General features: G+C 72.6%; 19 protein-coding genes and 1 tRNA gene. 12 read left to right on the plus strand and 8 right to left on the minus strand.

Annotation, left to right across the window (positions count from 1 at the left end; genetic code table 11):
* Positions 1 to 86: 86 nt before the first annotated feature.
* From ACFYYJ_RS05480 to ACFYYJ_RS05490, 3 genes are all read left to right on the plus strand, one after another.
* The gene (locus ACFYYJ_RS05480) at positions 87 to 1661 is read left to right on the plus strand and encodes a DUF6056 family protein (protein WP_389128721.1); all 1575 of its coding nucleotides are present in this window, start codon (positions 87 to 89) and stop codon (positions 1659 to 1661) included.
* An 84-nt stretch (positions 1662 to 1745) separates the two neighbouring features.
* Positions 1746 to 2408 carry a bifunctional 4-hydroxy-2-oxoglutarate aldolase/2-dehydro-3-deoxy-phosphogluconate aldolase gene (locus tag ACFYYJ_RS05485; protein ID WP_389128724.1) on the plus strand — a complete coding sequence of 221 codons (663 nt, stop codon included), beginning with the start codon at positions 1746 to 1748 and terminating at the stop codon, positions 2406 to 2408.
* Complete coding sequence (locus ACFYYJ_RS05490) at positions 2351 to 3403, plus strand: sugar kinase (RefSeq protein ID WP_389128727.1); 1053 nt, start codon at positions 2351 to 2353, stop codon at positions 3401 to 3403. Before ACFYYJ_RS05485 ends, ACFYYJ_RS05490 begins: the two co-directional genes overlap by 58 nt.
* On the opposite strand, the gene ACFYYJ_RS05495 is transcribed toward ACFYYJ_RS05490, so the two are convergent.
* The 3 genes from ACFYYJ_RS05495 to ACFYYJ_RS05505 form a co-directional block, all read right to left on the minus strand.
* Positions 3360 to 4265: an aldo/keto reductase gene (locus ACFYYJ_RS05495; RefSeq protein ID WP_389128729.1), complete on the minus strand. Its 906-nt coding sequence runs from the start codon at positions 4263 to 4265 to the stop codon at positions 3360 to 3362. The genes ACFYYJ_RS05490 and ACFYYJ_RS05495 overlap by 44 nt on opposite strands.
* On the minus strand, positions 4255 to 5451 hold the full coding sequence (locus tag ACFYYJ_RS05500) for a serpin family protein (protein ID WP_389128732.1): 1197 nt from the start codon (positions 5449 to 5451) through the stop codon (positions 4255 to 4257). Before ACFYYJ_RS05500 ends, ACFYYJ_RS05495 begins: the two co-directional genes overlap by 11 nt.
* A 65-nt stretch (positions 5452 to 5516) precedes the next feature.
* Positions 5517 to 6845, minus strand: coding sequence for a glycoside hydrolase family 18 protein (locus ACFYYJ_RS05505; protein WP_389128734.1), 1329 nt, complete (start codon positions 6843 to 6845; stop codon positions 5517 to 5519).
* 228 nt (positions 6846 to 7073) lie between these two features.
* Here ACFYYJ_RS05505 and ACFYYJ_RS05510 point away from each other — a divergent pair.
* The 3 genes from ACFYYJ_RS05510 (at position 7074) to ACFYYJ_RS05520 (ending at position 8061) form a co-directional block, all read left to right on the plus strand.
* Positions 7074 to 7150, plus strand: a tRNA-Trp gene (locus ACFYYJ_RS05510).
* Positions 7151 to 7611: 461 nt separating this feature from the next.
* Positions 7612 to 7821, plus strand: coding sequence for a hypothetical protein (locus tag ACFYYJ_RS05515; protein ID WP_385123763.1), 210 nt, complete (start codon positions 7612 to 7614; stop codon positions 7819 to 7821).
* Between the two features lie 3 nt (positions 7822 to 7824).
* Positions 7825 to 8061 carry a hypothetical protein gene (locus tag ACFYYJ_RS05520; RefSeq protein ID WP_384755478.1) on the plus strand — a complete coding sequence of 79 codons (237 nt, stop codon included), beginning with the start codon at positions 7825 to 7827 and terminating at the stop codon, positions 8059 to 8061.
* Positions 8062 to 8496: 435 nt separating this feature from the next.
* On the opposite strand, the gene ACFYYJ_RS05525 is transcribed toward ACFYYJ_RS05520, so the two are convergent.
* From ACFYYJ_RS05525 to ACFYYJ_RS05540, 4 genes are all read right to left on the minus strand, one after another.
* The gene (locus ACFYYJ_RS05525; protein ID WP_389128738.1) at positions 8497 to 9075 is read right to left on the minus strand and encodes a GNAT family N-acetyltransferase; all 579 of its coding nucleotides are present in this window, start codon (positions 9073 to 9075) and stop codon (positions 8497 to 8499) included.
* A gap of 205 nt (positions 9076 to 9280) precedes the next feature.
* Positions 9281 to 9757, minus strand: coding sequence for a hypothetical protein (locus ACFYYJ_RS05530; protein WP_389128741.1), 477 nt, complete (start codon positions 9755 to 9757; stop codon positions 9281 to 9283).
* Between the two features lie 481 nt (positions 9758 to 10238).
* Positions 10239 to 11372, minus strand: coding sequence for a hypothetical protein (locus tag ACFYYJ_RS05535; protein WP_389128744.1), 1134 nt, complete (start codon positions 11370 to 11372; stop codon positions 10239 to 10241).
* Between the two features lie 96 nt (positions 11373 to 11468).
* A complete protein-coding gene (locus ACFYYJ_RS05540; RefSeq protein WP_385365915.1) occupies positions 11469 to 12389 on the minus strand; it encodes a LysR family transcriptional regulator in 921 nt (306 codons plus the stop codon).
* 173 nt (positions 12390 to 12562) lie between these two features.
* Here ACFYYJ_RS05540 and ACFYYJ_RS05545 point away from each other — a divergent pair, with 173 nt between their 5' ends.
* From ACFYYJ_RS05545 to ACFYYJ_RS05560, 4 genes are all read left to right on the plus strand, one after another.
* A complete protein-coding gene (locus tag ACFYYJ_RS05545; RefSeq protein WP_389128747.1) occupies positions 12563 to 13615 on the plus strand; it encodes a YncE family protein in 1053 nt (350 codons plus the stop codon).
* 53 nt (positions 13616 to 13668) lie between these two features.
* The gene (locus tag ACFYYJ_RS05550; protein WP_389128749.1) at positions 13669 to 14619 is read left to right on the plus strand and encodes a DUF6891 domain-containing protein; all 951 of its coding nucleotides are present in this window, start codon (positions 13669 to 13671) and stop codon (positions 14617 to 14619) included.
* Between the two features lie 156 nt (positions 14620 to 14775).
* On the plus strand, positions 14776 to 15183 hold the full coding sequence (locus ACFYYJ_RS05555) for a YciI family protein (RefSeq protein ID WP_385123784.1): 408 nt from the start codon (positions 14776 to 14778) through the stop codon (positions 15181 to 15183).
* A 10-nt stretch (positions 15184 to 15193) separates the two neighbouring features.
* The gene (locus ACFYYJ_RS05560; protein ID WP_389128752.1) at positions 15194 to 16465 is read left to right on the plus strand and encodes an RNA polymerase sigma factor; all 1272 of its coding nucleotides are present in this window, start codon (positions 15194 to 15196) and stop codon (positions 16463 to 16465) included.
* Positions 16466 to 16512: 47 nt separating this feature from the next.
* Here the strand turns inward: ACFYYJ_RS05560 and ACFYYJ_RS05565 are convergent, their stop codons facing one another.
* The gene (locus ACFYYJ_RS05565; RefSeq protein ID WP_389128755.1) at positions 16513 to 16860 is read right to left on the minus strand and encodes a peptidoglycan-binding protein; all 348 of its coding nucleotides are present in this window, start codon (positions 16858 to 16860) and stop codon (positions 16513 to 16515) included.
* Positions 16861 to 17047: 187 nt separating this feature from the next.
* Between ACFYYJ_RS05565 and ACFYYJ_RS05570 the strand changes: the two genes are divergently transcribed.
* Together ACFYYJ_RS05570 and ACFYYJ_RS05575 are read left to right on the plus strand one after the other, a co-directional pair.
* Positions 17048 to 18079 (plus strand): hypothetical protein, encoded by a 1032-nt coding sequence (locus ACFYYJ_RS05570; RefSeq protein ID WP_389128758.1) that lies wholly within the window; start codon positions 17048 to 17050, stop codon positions 18077 to 18079.
* Between the two features lie 76 nt (positions 18080 to 18155).
* Positions 18156 to 18512 carry a pentapeptide repeat-containing protein gene (locus ACFYYJ_RS05575; protein ID WP_389128760.1) on the plus strand — a complete coding sequence of 119 codons (357 nt, stop codon included), beginning with the start codon at positions 18156 to 18158 and terminating at the stop codon, positions 18510 to 18512.
* The last annotated feature ends 375 nt before the right edge of the window (positions 18513 to 18887 follow it).

The raw sequence follows: 18887 nt of genomic DNA on the forward strand, positions 1-18887 counted from the left end.
GATCGGGCCCGCCCTGAGGTGACCGCCGTCGGCAGGCACACCGGCCGTCGGCCCGGCCGGGAGCCGTCGTTGCGGAGGACTGCCGAATGATCACTGCTCCGACCGAGAGCGGGACCGAGGACGAGGACGGGGGCCGCCAGGGGCATTCCTCCGTGGCGGGCCGGGAGAGCGGCCGACGCCACCTCGTCCGCACGATGCTGCGGGGCGCCGGCGCGACCGTGCTCGCCGCGGCCGGAGCCCTGGTCGCCGTGGGGTGCTTCCTCGGGCTCTACCTGCGGCCCACCTCCGATGACTGGTGCGCCGCCTGGAAGGCCCGTGACCTGGGCGTCCTCGGCATCACATCCGACTTCTACATGACCCAGAACGGCCGGATCGCCAACGCCTTCCTGAGCGGCGTCGTCTACGGCGGGGGACTCGGCGGGGGACTCGGCGGGATCAAGATCCTCCCGACCGTCATCACGATCGCCTTCACGGTCGGTCTGGTCCTGCTGGGGAGCCGGTTCGTCCGCCTCCTCGGCGGAAGACCCGGGGTCGTGACGCTGACCGCCTGCGCCCTGGTGATCCAGGCGGTGCTCTACTTCGCCGGCACGCGCAGCTACCAGGTCCTGCTGTGGGCTCCCGCCACGATTTCCCACACGATCCCGAGCGTCATCGGAGTGTGGGCCTTCCTGCTGGCCATCTGGACCATCCGCAGTCCCCGTCCCGGCGCACGCGCGACCGGTTTCGCCGCGGCGTTCGTCATCGGGTTCGCGCTCGGCACCCTGAGCGAGCCGTTCGCGCTCGTCAGCGGTCTCCTCGCGGCGGGAGCGGGGCTGCTGGCGCTGCCCCGCCTGGGGTTGGCACGGACCTGGCGCCCGTTCACCTGGTGCCTGCTCTGGTGCTCCGGGCTCCTCTGCGGCCTGATCGTGCTCTACACGTCACCCGGCGCCCGATGGCGCCGCGCCCAGCAGCCCGAGAAGGAGTCCCCGCTCTCCCCGGGCGAACTCCGGGCGACCTTCCAGGACTGGTTGAACATGTGGGAGTCCGTGACCGGGCAGTGGGCCTACCTCGGTGCCGTCGCCGTGGGCGTCCTCCTCGGTCTGGCGGCGGGGCTGCGCGTCCCGGCCACGCGGCTCGGCCGGCACGATCGGATCCGCGCCGTGCCGCGGGCCACACTGGTCGCGGCGCTGTTGCTCCCGGTGCCGGTGGTGGTGCTGGGCTCGTTCGCGGTGGTGCTGGGCCTGCGCAGCGGCTACGGCCCGAGCGGCTGGACGTACGCCCGTACATGGACGAACTACCTCGTACCGATGGAACTGGCGCTGTGTGCCTACGGTGCGCTGCTCGGGGCGTGGGCCCGCAGGCTCCCGGCACGCGGCCGGACCGCCACGCTCGCCCTGCCCGCCGGCATCGTGGCCGCCGGCGGCCTCGCGCTGGCGGCACTGGCCGCGCTCGTCCCGAGCGTCCAGCAGCTCACCACCACCACGGTGACGCGCGCCGCGGCCTGGGACGCCCAGAACTCCCGCATCCGGAACCAGGCCGCACGCGGCGCCACCGACATCGGATACCGCCCCCTGCACATCGGAAGCCTGGCCGAGCCCTTCTACACGTCCGTCTACGACAAGGACTGGGTCGCCGCGTGCGTGTCGAAGTGGTACGGAATCGAGCGCATCCACCGCCTCTGACGGATCGTCCGGGTAGGGTCTAGACCACATCGTTCTCGCACGACGATACGGCGTTCCCCCGCGTGGAACGCAGGGGAGGGATCCTTGTCCTGCCACCCTTACGAGGTGTTGGCCGCCCAGCGCCTGCTCCCGGTGCTGCGCCACGCCGACGCCGACGAAGCCGTACGAGCCACCCGCGCCCTGCTCGCCGCCGGATGCCGGGCCGTGGAACTGACCACCACCACACCGGGCTGGGCCGAGGCCCTCACCCGTACGGTCCCGCTCGTCGACGCCCACGGCCGCCCCGCCCTCATGGGCGTCGGCACCGTCACCACGGCCGCGCAGGCCGAGACGGCCCTGGACGCGGGCGCCGCCTTCCTGATCTCCCCGTACCCGGCTCCCGAAGTCCGCGGAGTCGCCGCCCGCCGCGGAGCCGTGTTCGTCGAGGGCGGGTTCACCCCCGGCGAGATCGCCGCCGCGGTCCGGTCCTCGGGAGCCGCGAAGGTGTTCCCGGCGCACGTGGGCGGTCCGGGGTTCATCCGTTCCCTCAGGGCCGTCCTCCCCGGCGCGGTGATCATCCCGACCGGCGGGATCGGGCCCGCCGAGGTCGACGAGTGGATCGCCGCGGGGGCCAGCGCCGTCGGCGTCGGCGGCGCGCTGCCCGCCGATCCGGGGGAGCTGGCGGCCCTGTTCGCGGGCACGGCCGGGCCGTGCCGCGCGGACTGCCCAAGCTGCTCGGACCGCTCCGGTCGCTCGGAGGGGCGGTGAGCGGCGGCGGGCGCGGTGGCTACGACGTCCTGGTCCTCGGGGAGGTGCTCGTCGAGATCCACGCCGACACCGCCCTGCGGGAGGCCGCGGACGGCACCCCGGCCCGTATCTCCTACTCCGGGGACGCCCTCAACGCGGCCGCCGCGGCGGCCGCCGCCGGGGCCCGGACCGCGCTGCTCGCCGTGGTCGGCGACGACGAGCTCAGCGTGCCGCTGCTGCGGGGGGCCGCCGAACTCGGCGTCGACGTCTCCCACGTACGCCGCGCCCCGCGCCCCAATGGCGCGTACCTGCTCTCCGCCGACCCTGACGGCGAGCGCGAGTTCGTCTACTGGCGCACTGGCAGCGCCGGTTCCACCCTGGCGCCCGAGCACGTCGAATCCTGGCGCACGCTGCTCTCCGGCTGCCGGGCGCTCGTCACCAGCGGCATCACCGGAGCCCTCTCACCCACCAGCCGCCGGGCCGTACTGGCCGCCGCCCGCCTGGTGCACGGGGCCGGCGGACACCTCTCGTACGACCCCAACTTCCGCCCCCGGCTGACCGGTCGGGCCGAGGCGCGCGAGCTCCTCGCCCGGATCGCGCCGCTGACCGGGCTGCTCAAGACCTCCTGCCCGGCCGACGCGCTGGCCCTGGTCGGCACGGACGACCCGCCCACGGCCGCCGCACGCTACCGTGCGCTCGGCGCCCGGGCGGTCGCCGTCACCGCGGGAGCCGGTGGACTACTGCTCGACGACGGCGTCGCGGCCCGCCACCACCCCGTGCCGTCCAACCCGGCTCCCGTCGACGCGACCGGAGCCGGGGACTGCTTCACCGGGACCGCCACCGCCCGCCTCGCCCTCGGCGACGCCCTCGATGACGCGGTGGCCTACGGCATCGCCGCCGCGTCCCTCTCCGTCTCGGGCCGCGGGGGCACCGGGCGGGTGCCCGCCTTCGCGGAGACGGTGGCCCTGGCCGCTACGAGGGGCGGGCCTCCAGCGCCGAGATCTCCTCGGCCGTGAGGCGCAGGGCACCCGCGGAGACGTTCTCGACGAGGTGGTCGGGATTTCCGGTGCCGGGGATCGCCAGCACGTGCGGGCCCCGGTGCAGGGTCCACGCCAGCCGCAGCTGGGCGACGGACACGCCGCGGGCCTCGGCGGCGGCGCGCAGCCGCCCGCCGTCGTCCGCCACCGATCCGGCTTCCTTGCCGGTGCCGGCGATCGCGAAGAACGGGACGAAGGCGATGCCCTCCTTCCCGCACAGCTCGACGAGGGCGTGGTCCTCGGCGGGCGAATCGATTCCGTACGGGTTCTGCACGCACACCACCGGCGCGATGGACCGGGCCTCCACCAGGTGGTGGGCGCGCACGTTGGAGATGCCGAGGTGCCTGACGAGCCCGGCCGTGCGGAGGTCGGCGAGGGCGCCGAAGTGCTCGGCGAGCGAGTCCTCGGCCGCCGAGCCCGGCAGGCGCAGGTTGACCACGTCGAGGTGGTCCCGGCCCAGCTGGCGCAGGTTCTCCTCCACCTGCCCCCGCAACTGCCCTGGCGTGGCCCAGTGGAAGGCGCCGGACGGATCGCGTCCGGGTCCGACCTTCGTGGCGATGACGAGGTCGTCGGCGTAGGGGCCGAGCGCCCGGTTGATCAGCTCGTTGGCGGAGCGGAGGCTGGAGAAGTAGAACGAGGCGGTGTCGATGTGGTTCACGCCGAGTTCGACGGCGAGGCGCAGCACCCCGATCGCCCGGTCCCGGTCGCCGGCGGGCGCGTTGGTCCTCAGTGCGGGGCCGTCCTGCGTCAGCCGCATCGCGCCGAAGCCGATGCGGTTGACGGTCAGGTCGCCGAGCCCCCAGGTGCCGGCGGCGTCCGCGCTGATCATGTCAGTAGTCATCCCTGGACCGTACCGGCTCGGGTTCGGCGACCCATCCGGCGGCCAGGACCAGCCGCGACGTGCGGTGCACGGCCACGAAACCGAAGGGCCGGTCGTACCGGACGCCCACCCGCCTCGCCCGGTACCGCAGCCGCGGCATGGCGCAACCCGCGACCGCCGCGAACGCGGTGACGGCGGCGGCCTCGAAGCCCTCCGCGTGGAAGCGGGCCAGTGCCGACTGCCGGGCCGCCTCGACGGCCAGCGGCCGCGGACCGATCCCGGGGAAGTGCCCGCTACTGTCGTCGCTCGCCGTCTCCAGCCCGAACAGCCCGGCGCGTTCGAGGAGGTCGTGCTCGGCGCGCACCTCGAAGGCGACCGTCTTGATCGTCAGCAGAGGCTCGGGGGTCTCGGCCCGCTCGGTGCGGACGGTCAGCCCGGGAGCGGCGGTCCCCTCGGGCAGCAGGCTCGCGCCCGTCGACGCGACAGCCCGGGTGACCACGTCGATCCCGGTGCCCAGCACCGCCCCCGGGCCCGCCTCGGGCTCGCCCAGCACGAGGTGGACGTCCACCCCGGCGCTGCCGACCACTTCGAGCACGGTGACCGGGCCCTGCGGTCCCCGGGCCACCGAGACCCGGTCCAGCAGGGTGGTGGTGCGGTGCAGCACGGGCAGTTCGCGCCCGGCCCAGGGGCCTTGGTCGGTGGTGCCCTGGAACTCGTGGAACGGCCGTATCCACCGCAGCCGAAGCGCCAGCGCCGAAGCCAGCACCAGCAGGGTCTCCTCGGTCACCTGCACCGGCATGCGCTCGATCAGCCCACCGGTGCGGTCCGACGCCCACGCGTCCAACGCCTCGCGGTCGCGGTCCGCGTCCCCCGTCAGGGCGCCCCGGGTCCCGGGCGGGAGCTGCGCCGACCAGCGTTCCTCCAATGGGAACTCCGCCCCCGTCCACAGCCCCGTCGCCGCCTGGAGGCCCCGTACGTCGTCGAGCGCGGCCAGCAGCTCGCGCGCGGCACCGGCCGCGGATCCGGCGGACATGCCGAGGGCCCCGGCCAGTTCCTCACGGGCCGCACCGCCCGCGCCGTCCGCAAGCAGTGCCAGCAGCGGCCAGACCCCCGCCGCCGTGAACACCGTGCCCCGCTCGCTGCCCGTGTCCTGCGCGGCCCACCGCCTCGTGAGCCGGTTGACCGCCCGCACCGTCGAGTTCCTCATGCGGGGGAGGGTACGTGGAAGGACGCCGCCGGGCCGGGTCCTTTTCCGCGGCCCGGCGGCGCCGGTCAGTGGCCGCGCAGCCCGCGGTCGACGGCCGTCATCAGCTCGCCGTCCGCGGTGTCCGCGTCCAGCGACCAGAACATCGCCCCGCCCAGGCCGTGTTCGCGGACGTAGCCCGCCTTGGTGCGGAGCACCCGCGGGTCGTCGTACGTCCACAGGGTGCTGCCGTCGAAGAGCCAGGCGTGCCCGCCGCGCCGGTCCCGGTAGACCTCGTACGTCCCCGAACCGGCAAGCTTCTTCAGCGCCTTGTAGTCCTCGTACCCCGCCGACCAGGTGGCCGGCGCGGGACCGGTGGCAGGCTGCCCCATGCCGTCTCCGCCGCCGCTCACACCCGTCCAGCCCTGCCCGTAGAACGGCATGCCCATCACCAGCTTCTGCGCGGGAGCACCGCGCCGCCGCCAGGCGTCCACGGTGCCGTCGACGCTGAAGTCGCCCCGGGCGTACAGCGCGGACTGCTGGGCGGTGCGCGGCTCACCCGACACGTGGAAGTCGTAACCCTGGAGGTTCACGAAGTCCAGGTCCCGCATGATCCGGCGGACGTCGAAGCCCGCGTCGATCTTGGCGGGTGCCGTCGGCACGAAGGCCGTCAGTTCGTACGCCGACTTCCGCTTCCGGTCGCGCGCGTACGCGTCGAGCTGCGTGCGGAACTCCCGGACGAGGGCGGCGAAGTTCTCCTTGTCCTCGGGTCGGAACTTGGTGTCGGTGTCCCCGGCCGAGCCGGGCCACTCCCAGTCGAGGTCGATCCCGTCGAACACGCCGGCGGCAGCGCCCGCGCCGCCGCGGGTGCCGTCCTGCGGGAGGTTGCCCTTGATGTACAGGTCGATGCACGACTCGACGAAGGCCCTGCGGGACGCCGCCGTCAGCGCGGCGTCCGAGAAGTGCGTGGACCAGCTCCAACCGCCCAGGGAGATCAGCACCTTGAGGCCGGGGTGCTTGGCCTTGAGCTCGCGCAACTGGTTGAAGTTGCCCGCGAGCGGCTGATCCCAGGTGTCGGCGACCCCGTCGACGGAGTTCGCGGCGTCGAGCGGGCGCACGTAGTCGGCCCAGGCGTCCGCTTCACCGGGCACGTTCCCGGTGAAGCACTTGCCCTCCGGACTGACGTTGCCGAAGGCGTAGTTGACGTGGGTCAGCTTGCCGGCGGAGCCGTTCGCCTCCAGGTCCTGGACCTGGAAGTCCCGCCCGTAGACCCCCCATTGGGTGAAGTAGCCGACCTTCTTGTAGGCGCGGTCGTGACCGCCGTCGGCCTGCGCGGCGCCGGCGGCGGGCGCGAGGGCGGTCAGCAGGGAGAGGGAACAGACGGCGACGGCCAGTCTGCCGAGCATGCTGCGGCGCATGGGCTTCCTTTGCGGAGGCGGGAGTGAGGAACGTGCGCGTGCGCGGTGCATGCCGGAAGCTATTGGTCTGGACCAGAGCGCGTCAAGGGTGTCGACGCCTCCCGACCCCGATCGCCGCGCCGGACCCCACCGGCCGACGCCGTCGTCGGGCCGGCCGTCCCGCGGGGTGGACATTCGGCCAATTCGTTGGATCTCCGGAGCGGTCCGTGCGATGGTTGGTCTCGCCGAAGGGGCGTAGCTCAGCTGGTCAGAGCGCTGGTCTCCAAAACCAGATGTCGCAGGTTCGAATCCTGCCGCCCCTGCCATGCCGAACAGGTGATGCAGTGTCAAAGGCCCGGGTCAGAGCAGTCTGAACCCGGGCCTTCCTGTTTCCGGACAATGCCGCCGCCGTACGGCGCGGGCGGCGAGGTGGAGGGGGCCCGGACATGGCTCCGCCCGTCGGTCGCTGTCCCCGAAGGGCCGACGGGCGGGATTCGAGTAGCTGCCGCAGCCACGGGGCAATCGCTCGAATGTGATGGTCCGACCGTACTGCCGACCACTGACAACGCCGGGGCGATCCGAGGCCCGATTCGAACGTTCGTGCGTTCGTACGTTACGTCTGCCTCGCATCTCGCCTGGCTCCGCTCCCTGGAGGCGGTACGGCCCGACGACCGCGAGCGCACCCGGGACGGATCCGGGACGAGGAGGAGCGGAATCCGTGCCGCCTGCGCCGTCCCGATGCCCGGCTCGGCGTGCTGGACCGACCGGCTCGGCCCAGGCTGGAGGTATGGCCGATCACGTCTACGTCGTTGTCCACCCCGTCGTCGCCGGTGGCCGTTCCGTGGTGGCGCACGTCCATGCCGAGGACCAGGCCCTCGGGATCGCGCACACCTTCACCGGAGTCATCGACCTCCTCCGCGCGGCCGGACTGGAGACCGCCGACGGCCGGCCACCCATCCGGTGGCTCGGCGGCGGCCCGGAGGAGTGGGGCGTCTGAGCCATGGACCACGCGCCGATCCTCGTGCACCGGATCTCCGCGACGGGCGGACGTCGGGTCGTGATCCGCATCCGCGGCGTCGACACCGTCCTCGGCGTCGCCCACTCCGACCGTGATCTGATCGAGTTCCTCAGACGCCTTGAGGTACCGGACCCGGAGGAGCTGGTCCTCGGCGACTCCGAGGTCATCGCCTGGCAGGGCGGCCGGCCGCACGTGTACGAGGACGACCACGATGCGTGACCGCTCCACGACGGCGTGACCGTCACCGGGCGTGGGCTGCCAGGCGCGCGACGGCCCTCCCGGGGGGAGGGACGGGAGGGGCGTCGCTCGGGATGGCCCCTGGCCGGGGCGTCACCCCCGCTCGTCTTGCTCCCAACGCGCAAGGATCTCGGCCACGCGCGGGTACCGCTCGAGTAGCTCGGCGTCCGTCAGATCCATTCCGGCTGCCCCCAAGATCGCGGCAGTGCCGACCGGCAGTGCCCGTTCTCTGGTGCGGTACTCGTCGGTCACAGGACCTCCAGCGTTCGTTCGGCTGAGGCGCCTACGATCCGCTTGGCACATGCCTCCGTCAACCCCTGCGGACGGAGTCGTTCCAGATGGAGCGCAAAACGTCCCCCATTCGTTCACGTCAAGGTCCGAGTTCCTCCTGTCACCGCTGCAAACCGAGGGTGCGGGTCAGTCGTCGACGAGCCTCCAAGCCGCCTGTGCCACCTCTTGGCGGGTCAGCCGCCACACCTGCTCTTCTCCCGTCCCGGCCGTGCCCCCGCGCTCTGCGGGCCGGCGCAGGAGCTCGGTGAAGCCGAGCCGGGCCGGGACCGCGCCGCTCGCGCGGTTGGCCGGGTCGTGGACGACCTCGACGTGGTCGACGCCCGGAAGGCGGAAGGCCTCGTCGACGAGAGCGCGCGCGGCCCGGGTCGCCACGCCGCGGCCGGTGGCGGCGGGGTGCAGCCAGTACCCCAGCTCGCGCCGGTTCTCCGGAGCACCCTCACGCCGGAACAGCTGACAGGCGCCGACGATGGCCCCGCCCAGCACGATGGCGTAGGTGAACTCCCGCCCGCCCTCCCAGGCTTCGTGGCGTCGCCCCAGGAACTCGGCGGTCCTGGAACGGCTGTGGTCGGCGACGAACGACATCCACGGGCCCAAGTGCTCCAGCGACTCCTCGATGACCCTGTCCAACTCCGGGAGGTCCGCCTCCCGGTCGAAACGACGGAGGGTCAGATCACCCAGTTCGATCACCTGCCGCGGAAGGTCCATGTGCGGAGCATCGACCCCGCAAACCCGCGATGGCAAAGGGATTTGGCCTGCCCCGTCATGTGCCGTCGCCGGCAGTTCCCGTGATCGTCGGGGCCGGTCCGGCCGGCAGGAGTTCCACGGCGAGCGCCACGGCCCCTTCGGCGGTGTCCATCGGATGTCTTACGGTTCGGGTCCACGGCCACAGTGTGACGCTCGGGCCTGCCGACTACGAGGGCCAGTCGACGATGCCGTCACGCACGACCAGCGGCTCCGCCCGGCGTGATTCATGGAACCGGGTCCACCCGAGGTCCACACTGCCGTCGAAGCCTCGCTGGTGGTCGGCGGCCTTGCTCGCCAGCCAGCCGAGGAGCTGACCGGTGAGATCGAACTCGTCGGGGTGGATCTCCTGCCGACTGGTCAGAGCCCAGGTGCCGCGCGAGGTCCGCTCTCGGCGAGCGAGGACGGAGACGAGCGCGCCTTCCACCTTCCAGGCCTCGCCGTGATGGCCCAGAAGGGGGTGAGGATCGTCTTCGACGACGAGTTCGCCGTCCTGGTCCACGCCCACGAACGGAAACTCGGCCACGATCCGGAGGACCCCGGGCTTGGGGCCGAGCCCGAGATGCCATCGGAGCTCGGCGAGCTCCTCCTCGGGCAACTCGTCGCGCAGGTCCAGAGTGAGCATGAGCTCGAATATGTCAGCCATGGTCGCCCACGCTAAGGCCCGCCCCCGACATTCGGGCCGAGTACGGTGGGGCAGGATGCTCGGCATGACGACTTGAAGAGCACCGGCCGGGCACTGGCACTGGCGGAAGACCGCGACCTGGGACACGGTCCCCGATGGGGATCGTCGAGTCTGCGCCGCCTGCGGAACGTCCGTACGCTCCTATCGGTACCGCTTCCATCCGCCCGAGTCCTGGATGTTCGAGCGCTGCATCGGGCTGTCCTGGTGTTCCGGTTGCAGGATCTACACCAGCAGCCTGGTGTTCGTCCCACGGCAACACGCCCTGGTCGACGCCCTCGCCGCGCTTCCTCCCGAGCAGGCCGAGCGGATTCGGCGTTCGGAAACGAGGCTGATCGACTTCCTGGACCGTCAGGCACGCGGCGGCCGAGGTCCCTGCGGTTGAACGTGGGCCTGAGCCCTGCGGGTTCAACGATGCGGGGGAGCGGCGAGGACCGCTGGACGGTCAGCCGAGCGGTGGCCAGGGGCCCGCGAGCAGCCGTTCGGCCTCCGCTGTGATCGCTCGGGCCCACTGCTCGCGGGTGCCGCCGCGCCGCGCCTCCCAGTTGTCGTACTCGTACACGTCGTCGGCCAGGGGCTTGAGCGCCTCCGGTCGGCCCAGCGCATCCCAACCCTCGTAGGTGATCAGATCACCGCCGGCGCCCGGGGTCGTGCTCCCGTTCACGATCAACCGCAGCCACCAGCGCACGAGTTCCCAGCGGGCCGCCTCCCGGGGGATGTCGGTGTCATCCGGGGGAAGGCCCTCGGGCAGCCCCAGCTCCGTCAGTACCCGTTCGAAGAGCGCGTCGGCGCGCTCGTGTTCGGTGCGCGTCAGGCCGGCCAGCAGCGGAAGCGACTCCGTCTCGACGTCGAGTACCAGGGCCGCGAGCCCGGCCTCGATCAGTTGGTGCGGGTGGTGCGGGCGACCGATCAGACGCTCCAGCGCGAGCATCCGCAGGTACTCGACGGCCTCCTGCGCGCTGACGGCGTAGGGGATGTGCGGGGTGGGCGCGGTGACGTCGATGCCCGGACCGGCCTCGACGAAGTACGACCAGAAGTCGACGGTAGCGCGGGCCGGGACGCCGCTCGACCGGCCGGTGAACTCGCGGCGTACGTAGTCTGCGAGGTCGTTCCCGTAGAAGATGATGTCGGTCTGGTGGACGGACAGTACGGGGTGTCCCCACTCGCCCGCCGTGCCGGGCAGGTAGCGGTGGCCGAAGACGGGTACCAACTGCGGTACCGTCGCCAACTCGCGGCGTGCGACCTCCAGCGGATGGGAAGTGATCGCCTGCCTCGGTGGCCAGGCGGGGTGCCAGAAGCCGTTGTGCTCGACGTCGAAGAGCACGCCCTCGACCGGCCGGGCGAGCCACTCGGCCAGGTCCTCCGGGTCACCGTCGCGCCAGTCGGGCCAACCCGGTGACCCGTGCGGGAGCCCGGCGGCGAGGAAGACCCTGTGGTCCGCCGAGAAGGCGAAGCCGAACCGGGCCTCGACCGCGTCGAGTTCCCGCTCGTCGAGCCCCGGCCCGATGTCGGCTCCCAGCACGCTCTGGAGGCTCCTGGCGACTTCCGGAGTCAGCGGTGCGGGTGGCTGTGCGGTCATCTCGGGAGCATAGCGACCGGTACGCGGTCGCTACGGGGCCGCTCACCGGCCATCCCGTGACGGGCCCGGGCGTCCGAAGCCGTCAGCCGTCAGCCGTCAGCGAGTGCGCGCCGTGCCCGCCCCGGGTCCGGCCGGGGTCAGGACGGCGGACGCGAGGTGGTCGCGGAACCAGCGGTGGGCCGGGTCGGCGGAGTTGCGGGGGTGCCAGGCCATCCCGAGGTGGAGGGGTTCCAGGTCGAGGGGGACGGGGAACGTCCGCAGGCCCATGGCCGAGACGGTGTCGGGGAGCCAGCCGGCCAGGCTCAGCGCGACGAGGTCGGTCTCCCGGGCGAGCATCATCGCGCTCGTGTGGCTGGGTACGACGACCGCGGTGCGGCGGCGCAGTCCGAGCTCCGCCAGGGCGGTGTCGATGGGCCCGAGGCGCTTGCCGAGCCGGGAGATGCCGATGTGGTCGGCTTCGGCGAAGCGGCGGGCGTCGATCCGCCCGTCGAAGAGGGGGTGCCCGCTGCGGGCGATGCCGACCAGCGGCATCCGGGTGAGCTGCCGGGTCAGGATCTCCGGGTCCAGGTGTCCCAGGACGCCCAGTTCCACGTCCACCGAGCCCTGCCGCAGCCCCGGGCCGCCCTCCATCGCCTCCGGCAGGAAGACGACATCGACTCGCGGGGCTTCCGCGTGGATCCGTTCGGTGAGGCCGCCGGCCACGCCCGCCAGCAGCAGGTCGGTGGCCTGCACCGTGAAGGTGCGCTGGAGGTGGACGGCGTCGAACCCGGCGCCGGGCCGCAGCACGTTGTCGCATCCGCGGAGCAACGAGGCGACCTCCTCGCGGAGTTCGGTGGCGCGCGGGGTCGGAACCAGGCCCTGGCCGGCCCGGACGAGCAGCGGGTCGCCGACGGTGCGGCGGAGGCGGGCCAGGGTGCGGCTGACCGCCGCCGGCGACGTGCCGAGGCGCTCGGCGGCGCGGGTCACGCTGTTGTCCTGGAGCAGGGCGTCCAGGACGCGCAGCAGGTTGAGATCCATCGGCGAACAACTCCTGAACTGCATCTTTGCGTCTTAGACAATGATTGGGTGCCCATCTTTGCATTGCTGCCGCATCCGTCGACACCGGAGAGTGAAGACGTCCGCCAAGACATCCGCGAAGACGCCCGCGAAGACGCGTGGCGCATCCGCTTCGCCCCGTTCAAGGAGCCCCTGTGCAGCAGTCCCCCCGTACCGGCCGGGAAGGCGACGTACTCGCCGTCGTCAGTCAGAGCGGCCCGACGGTCTCGTTCTTCGACGCCGTGTCGGACCGACACCTCGGCGACGTACAAGTCCCCTCCGAACCCCACGAGTTGTGCTACGACCCGACGCAGCGACTGCTGTGGTGCACGCTCACCTACCACTCGGGCTACTACCACGCGAACGGCGGCCGCCGTACCGAGCTGGCCGTCATCGATCCCGACAGCCGTCGCATCGTCGAGATCGTCGACCTCGCCCCGGAACACGGGCCGCACGGGTTGGCACTGGACAGCGCGCGCGGCCGGCTCTACGTCAGCGTGGAAAGCGGCCGGGACCGACCCGGCGGTGTCGTGGTCCTCGACACCCGGACCCGCCGGCCCCTGGGCAGGATCGACACGGACGCGCCCGGCCCGCACTGGTTCGCGATCGATCCGGCGGGGCGGACGGGGTACGCCACCAACAAGGAAGCGCCGTTCGTGTCCGTCGTGGACCTCGAACGGGGCGTCCTCACCGCCAAGGTCGAGGTGCCGGGCAGCGAGGGACTCGCCGTCTCACCCGACGGTGCGCACGCCTTCGTCGCCGCGCCGTACGGCAACTTCTCCGGCAGTCCCGAGGAGCGTCCGGCCGCCGGCATCCGCGTCATCGACCCCCGGACGGCGTCCGTCGTCGACACCCTGCCCACGGAGAACGTCGTCCTCCCGGTGCACCTGACGTCGACGGGCAAACTCCTCGCGGGCGAGCTGCGCATGACGGCCGAGCCGGGGGCACGCCTCGGCCGCCACGCACCGGGCCGACTCGCCGTGTTCTGCGCCGACACGCGCAAGCCGCTGGGCGAGGTCGAGGTCGGACTCTTCCCGCTGACCATCACCTCGTCCCCGGACGGTCGGCTCGGCTACGTGGCCTGCGTCATCTCCTCCACCGTCGACATCGTCGACCTGGAAACGCTGGAGCGCCTGGCCCGCCTGGACGTCGCCAAGCTCGGCGAGGCCGGCGCGCACGGGATGGCGTACGTTCCGCGCAGCGCCTGACGTGGTCGTGGGCCGGGAAGCCCGCTGTCAGAGGGGTGTGTCAGAGTCGGCACATGATCGAGATCGTGGTGAAGACGGAGAACGAGGAGCGACACGTCCGCGTGTCCGCCGAGGAGTTGGGCGCCCTCGTCCGGCGCATCGGCGGTGACGACGACCGGTTCCTGGTGGTCCAGCGGATACCCGACCTGCCGGACGTCTTCGCCCAGGTCTGGCACGAGGCAGGTGGCGATGGCGGCGACGGCGAGGGCGACGGCGACGGCAACTACACGTTGGAATACCGTGACGGGGCCGCCGACCGGCACTTCCAGGCGACGGTCGACGGTCCCGAGGCCGTGATCTCGGCGCTCGCCGGCTGGGCCCGTCAGGAGCCGGGATGGGACGACGGGCCCGCCTGGTCGCTGCTGGACATGGGCGCCGTCCGGGAGGTGCCGCCGCTCGACCTCGACGAAGAAGAGCGCGAGGAGCTGGAGGAACACGTCCGCGAGGTGTTGATCGGCGGCTACTCGTCCCGCTCCGAACTGGCCGAGCTCGCCGAGGACTACCTGGTCACGGGGGACCATCGGCCCGTCTCGCCCGAGCAGGCGGAGGCGCTGGTGGACAGGTTGTGGCTGGAGCGGGTCGCGGAGCAGGCCGGTTGGGAGGGCGAGACGGACCCCGAGCGGCTGACCCGCGCGTTCACCGCGCTGGAGGAGGCCGGCATCACCGCCCGGGAGAACTTCACCTGTTGCGGCAGCTGCGGCCAGTCCGAGATCGAGGATGAGGGCGGGCCCGACGCCCGCGGCTACGTCTACTTCCACACCCAGTGCACTGACTCCGCCGCGGCCGGCCACGGCCTGATGCTGTTCTACGGCGGCTTCGACGACTCGTCCGAGACCACCGTGGCCGTCGGCCACGAGGTCGTGGCCGCCCTCGAAGCCGCCGGCCTCCACACCGAGTGGGACGGCGACCCCGGCCGCGCGATCACCGTCACCCGCCTGGACTGGCGCCGCCGCCTGGTCGGCTAGGGCGTCTCGTCCCGATCGGCGGAGCATCGCCCCGAGGGGCACTCCGCACCCCGGAAAAGAATCTTCGAGGAGGATGTCGAGAACCCGGAGTCGGCTCCGTCCCAGGTGTGAGCGCGGCCAGAATGGACGCGTCGCAACGGATCGAGGAGAACCGTCATGGCCAAGTACCTGCTGCTCAAGCACTACCGCGGCGCCCCGGCCCCGGGCAACGACGTCCCCATGGATCACTGGACCCCGCAGGAGGTTTCCGCCCACATCCAGTACATGCGCGACTTCGCCGCGAAACTGGAGGAGACGGGTGAATTCGTCGACGCGCAGGCGCTCGCTCCGGAGGGCACCTGGGTCCGGTACGACGGTGAGGGGCGCCCGCCCGTCACCGACGGCCCGTTTGCCGAGACCAAGGACCTCATCGCCGGCTGGATGGTGATCGACGTGGACACCCACGACCGGGCCCTGGAGCTCGCCGCCGAGCTGTCGGCGGCCCCCGGCGCCGGCGGCCGGCCCATCCACGAGTGGCTGGAGCTGCGTCCCTTCATGGCCGAGCCGCCCACGATCACGGAGTGACCGACCCCCGATGACCGCCCCCACGCCCGACTCCCGCCCCGCCCAGGACCCCGCGGTCCCGGGCGGGGCGCGGCCGTCCGCGTCACTGCCCGAGTCACCGTCCGCGTCAGCGTCCGCGCCGCCGTCCGCCGTCGACGAGGCCCTGCTGCGGGAGCTCACCCCGGCCGTCCTCGGCATCCTCGTCCGGCGCGGAGCCGACTTCGCGGCGGCCGAGGACGCGGTTCAGGACGCCCTCGTCGACGCCCTCCGCGTCTGGCCCGCCGACCCGCCCCGCGACCCGCGGGGCTGGCTCGTCACCGCCGCCTGGCGCCGCTTCCTCGACGCGACCCGCGCCGACACCGCCCGCCGGCGCCGAGAGGACCTCGTCGACCGCGAACCGGAGCCGGGCCCCGCGTCCGATGCCGACGACACCCTCGGCCTCTACTTCCTGTGCGCGCACCCGGACCTCTCCCCGTCCTCGGCCGTCGCCCTCACGCTGCGGGCCGTCGGAGGCCTCACCACCCGCCAGATCGCCCGCGCCTACCTGGTGCCCGAGGCGACCATGGCGCAGCGGATCAGCCGCGCCAAGCGGACCGTCTCCGGCGTCCGGCTCGACCGGCCCGGCGACGTCGCCACCGTCCTGCGCGTCCTCTACCTCGTCTTCAACGAGGGCTACTCGGGGGACGTGGACCTTGCCGCGGAGGCCATTCGCCTCACCCGCCGGCTCTCCGCGTCCGTCGACCACCCGGAGCCAGCCGGCCTGCTCGCGCTGATGCTCCTGCACCACGCCCGCCGCCCGGCCCGCACCGCCCCCGACGGCAGCCTCGTCCCCCTCGCCGAACAGGACCGCAGCCGCTGGGACACGGCCGCCATCGCCGAGGGCATCGGAATCCTGCACGGCGCTCTGGCCCGCGACCGGCTCGGCGAGTACCAGGCCCAGGCCGCCATCGCGGCGCTCCACGCCGACGCCCGCACCGCCGAGGAGACCGACTGGCCGCAGATCGTGGAGTGGTACGACGAACTCGTCGCCCTCACCGACAGCCCCGTCGCCCGTCTCAACCGGGCCGTCGCCCTCGGCGAGGCCGACGGGCCGCGCGTCGGCCTCGCCGCCCTGGCCGAACTCGACCCGGACCTGCCCCGCTACACCGCCGTCAACGCCTGGCTCCACGACCGAAACGGCGACCGCGCCGAAGCGGCCCGCCTCTACGCGGAAGCCGCCCACCAGGCCCCGACCCTGGCCGAACGCACCCACCTCACCCGCCAGGCGGCCCGCCTCAACGCGGAGCCACCGGCCACCCCGTGAAGCAGACCGAGGCAGGCAGGCCGTGTGCTCCGGCACCGTCGCTGGTATCAGCCGTGGGTGGGGAGCACCTGGTAGCAGTGGCCGGCGTACGCCTCGAAGCCGGTGTCAGGGCCGACCACACCGTCGGGCGACAGGCCGAAGTCGTGCTGCAGCTGCTGCAGTGCCCCCAGCGCGGCCGGGCCGAACTTGCCGTCCTGCGAGACGAGGTCGGCGGTCGTCTGACGGTCGGTGCGCGCGTGGTCGACGCCGACCTGCACGCAGTAGGCCGTGATGCCGCTCGCGCCGTATCGGATGGACGGTGCTCCCGGCTTCGCGCCGGCGGTGCCGACCGCGAGCAGCGCGGCGGAAACCGTGGCCACCGTGCTGACCGACAGGGCGCGCTCGCGTATCGACATGTGTCCCCCGTGAAAGTGTCGTCGGCGGGCAGCCGCCGCCAAAAGGTGGCGGTGGATCAAGAACGGGAGCGGGCGTTCCTGAAGACGCCGCAGTAGCCCCCTACCCCTACGGCTTCCCGGAGGCATACGGCTCCGGCGCTACGGCCGGGCGAGGACCGGGGCGACTGCGGTCGTAGGGTTCGGGATCATGACGAGGACCACGCCACCGCGCCCGCTCGACGTCGAGGGGCTCTTCCCCGCGCTCGCCGCCCACCGCGGCACCACCACCCGGCTGCACCCGCGGCCGGGCAGCCCCGACGCGTCGGTGAGCTCCGTGGGCGGGCCGATGCTCTGGCCTGCGGACGAGCCGTGGCCGGTGTGCACCGATCCGCATCCCCACGGGCGCGGCCGACGCCCCGCGGACATCCGCCGAGAGCGTCGGCTGTTGACCGACGCGTGGGCCCGGAACCCGGACTCCGGCCCCACGGACGAGGAGAGGCGACTCCTGGAGGAGCTCAGGCGCACGCACCGGGTGGAGGGGGAGAACGGGGAGACGGACCCGCTCCCGATGATCGCCGTGGCCCAGCTGTACCGCCGGGACGTACCCGACCTGCTCGCCGGCCCGGAGGACCACGATCTGCTCCAGGTGTTCTGGTGCCCCTTCGACGCGCACGGCGACAACCGGACCGGAATGCTGCTGGACCTGCGCTGGCGCCGCTCGTGGGAGGTCGTCGAGACGATGGCGCAGCCGCCCGTGCCGGAGGTCGTGGGTTTCGAGGGCTACGTACCCGAGCCGTGCGTGCTGCACCCCGAGCAAGTGGTCACGTACCCCTTCGCGGGGCTGCTGCCCGAAGAGCTGTGCGCCCGGATCGACGCCAGGGAAGAGGCCCTCGAAGAGGAGGCCGAGGAAGCAGAGGCGGAGGAATGGGACTGGCCGACCTACCAGTTCGACTTGTCCATCCCGCCCGGCTGGCGCGCCGGGGGCTACGCGTCGTGGAACCTGACCGACGCGTCCGCCGTGGACTGCCCGGCCTGCTCGGCCCCGATGGAGCTGCTGCTGACCATCGACAGCAAGGAGTGGGACGGCGGAAGCGGCAGCTGGATGCCGCTGGAGGAACGGGATCCGGCCATCGGAAAGGACAGCGAGCCCACCCGGGTCACGGTGGGCCGTTGGGGCAAGCTGAACGTCTTCGCCTGCCCCGTCGACCCGGGGCATCCGCATCTCAGGAGCATCCAGTAGCCGCTGTTCGGGAGGCGGACCTGCAGACCTCAGGCGCACCCTCGCCAAGGCTCCCGACGGCCGAGGTCGAGGGGCGATGGCGGACCTCCCCGGCCGACGACGGCAGCTGACCCACGGTTGGCCGACCTGCGGCGCCGACCTCGGCGGGGCTGACCTGACCGGCTCCTGGTTCGACCACGCGGACCTGCGTGGGGCGGACTTGAACGCAGGGAGGCCCGAGACGTGGACGCGTACCGCTCACGCGGGTTCCCGCCTGAGCGGCGTGATCGTGGCTGCAGGCCTTCCGCCGAGAGCTTCTGCCGGCAGTGAGGCCCGATGGCGCCCTTCCGGCCGACGGCGGCGACGTTGCCAGGTGTCGGCCCCCATGTGCGGCCTGCCCATGCGATCGCGCAGCCCGCCCTGGAGGAGCCGGTGCCGTTCGAGGTCGGCGTAGAGCCAATCCGCTGATAGCACCACACGATATTCGGGAAATGCCCTGGTTTGATCCGAAAATGCGTCAGAGTTCGATCATGCTGTCGGTCCTGATCGTTCCTTCGTTTCCGGTTGGCAAGGAGTAGGTGGATGAACGGAAGGCGCGCAGTGCGTCTTGGTCCACTCCCGCGGCGGCAGAAGTGGCTGGGCGCCGGGGCCGCCGCCGCACTCGCCCTCGTGTGTGTCGGGATGGCGGGGCCGCCTGCGGTTGCGGCTCCACAGGCGGGCGCGTACGGGGGTACCGCCGATGTGCTGGGCGGCGGTGACTGCAAACCGGGGGCGAAGCCCTCGCGACCCCACGAGAAGCCCCGAGGCCCTGCGCCTCGCGGCGATCAGG

Origin of the sequence: Streptomyces sp. NPDC002467 (genome assembly GCF_042889825.1) — a bacterium.
GTDB lineage: Bacteria > Actinomycetota > Actinomycetes > Streptomycetales > Streptomycetaceae > Streptomyces.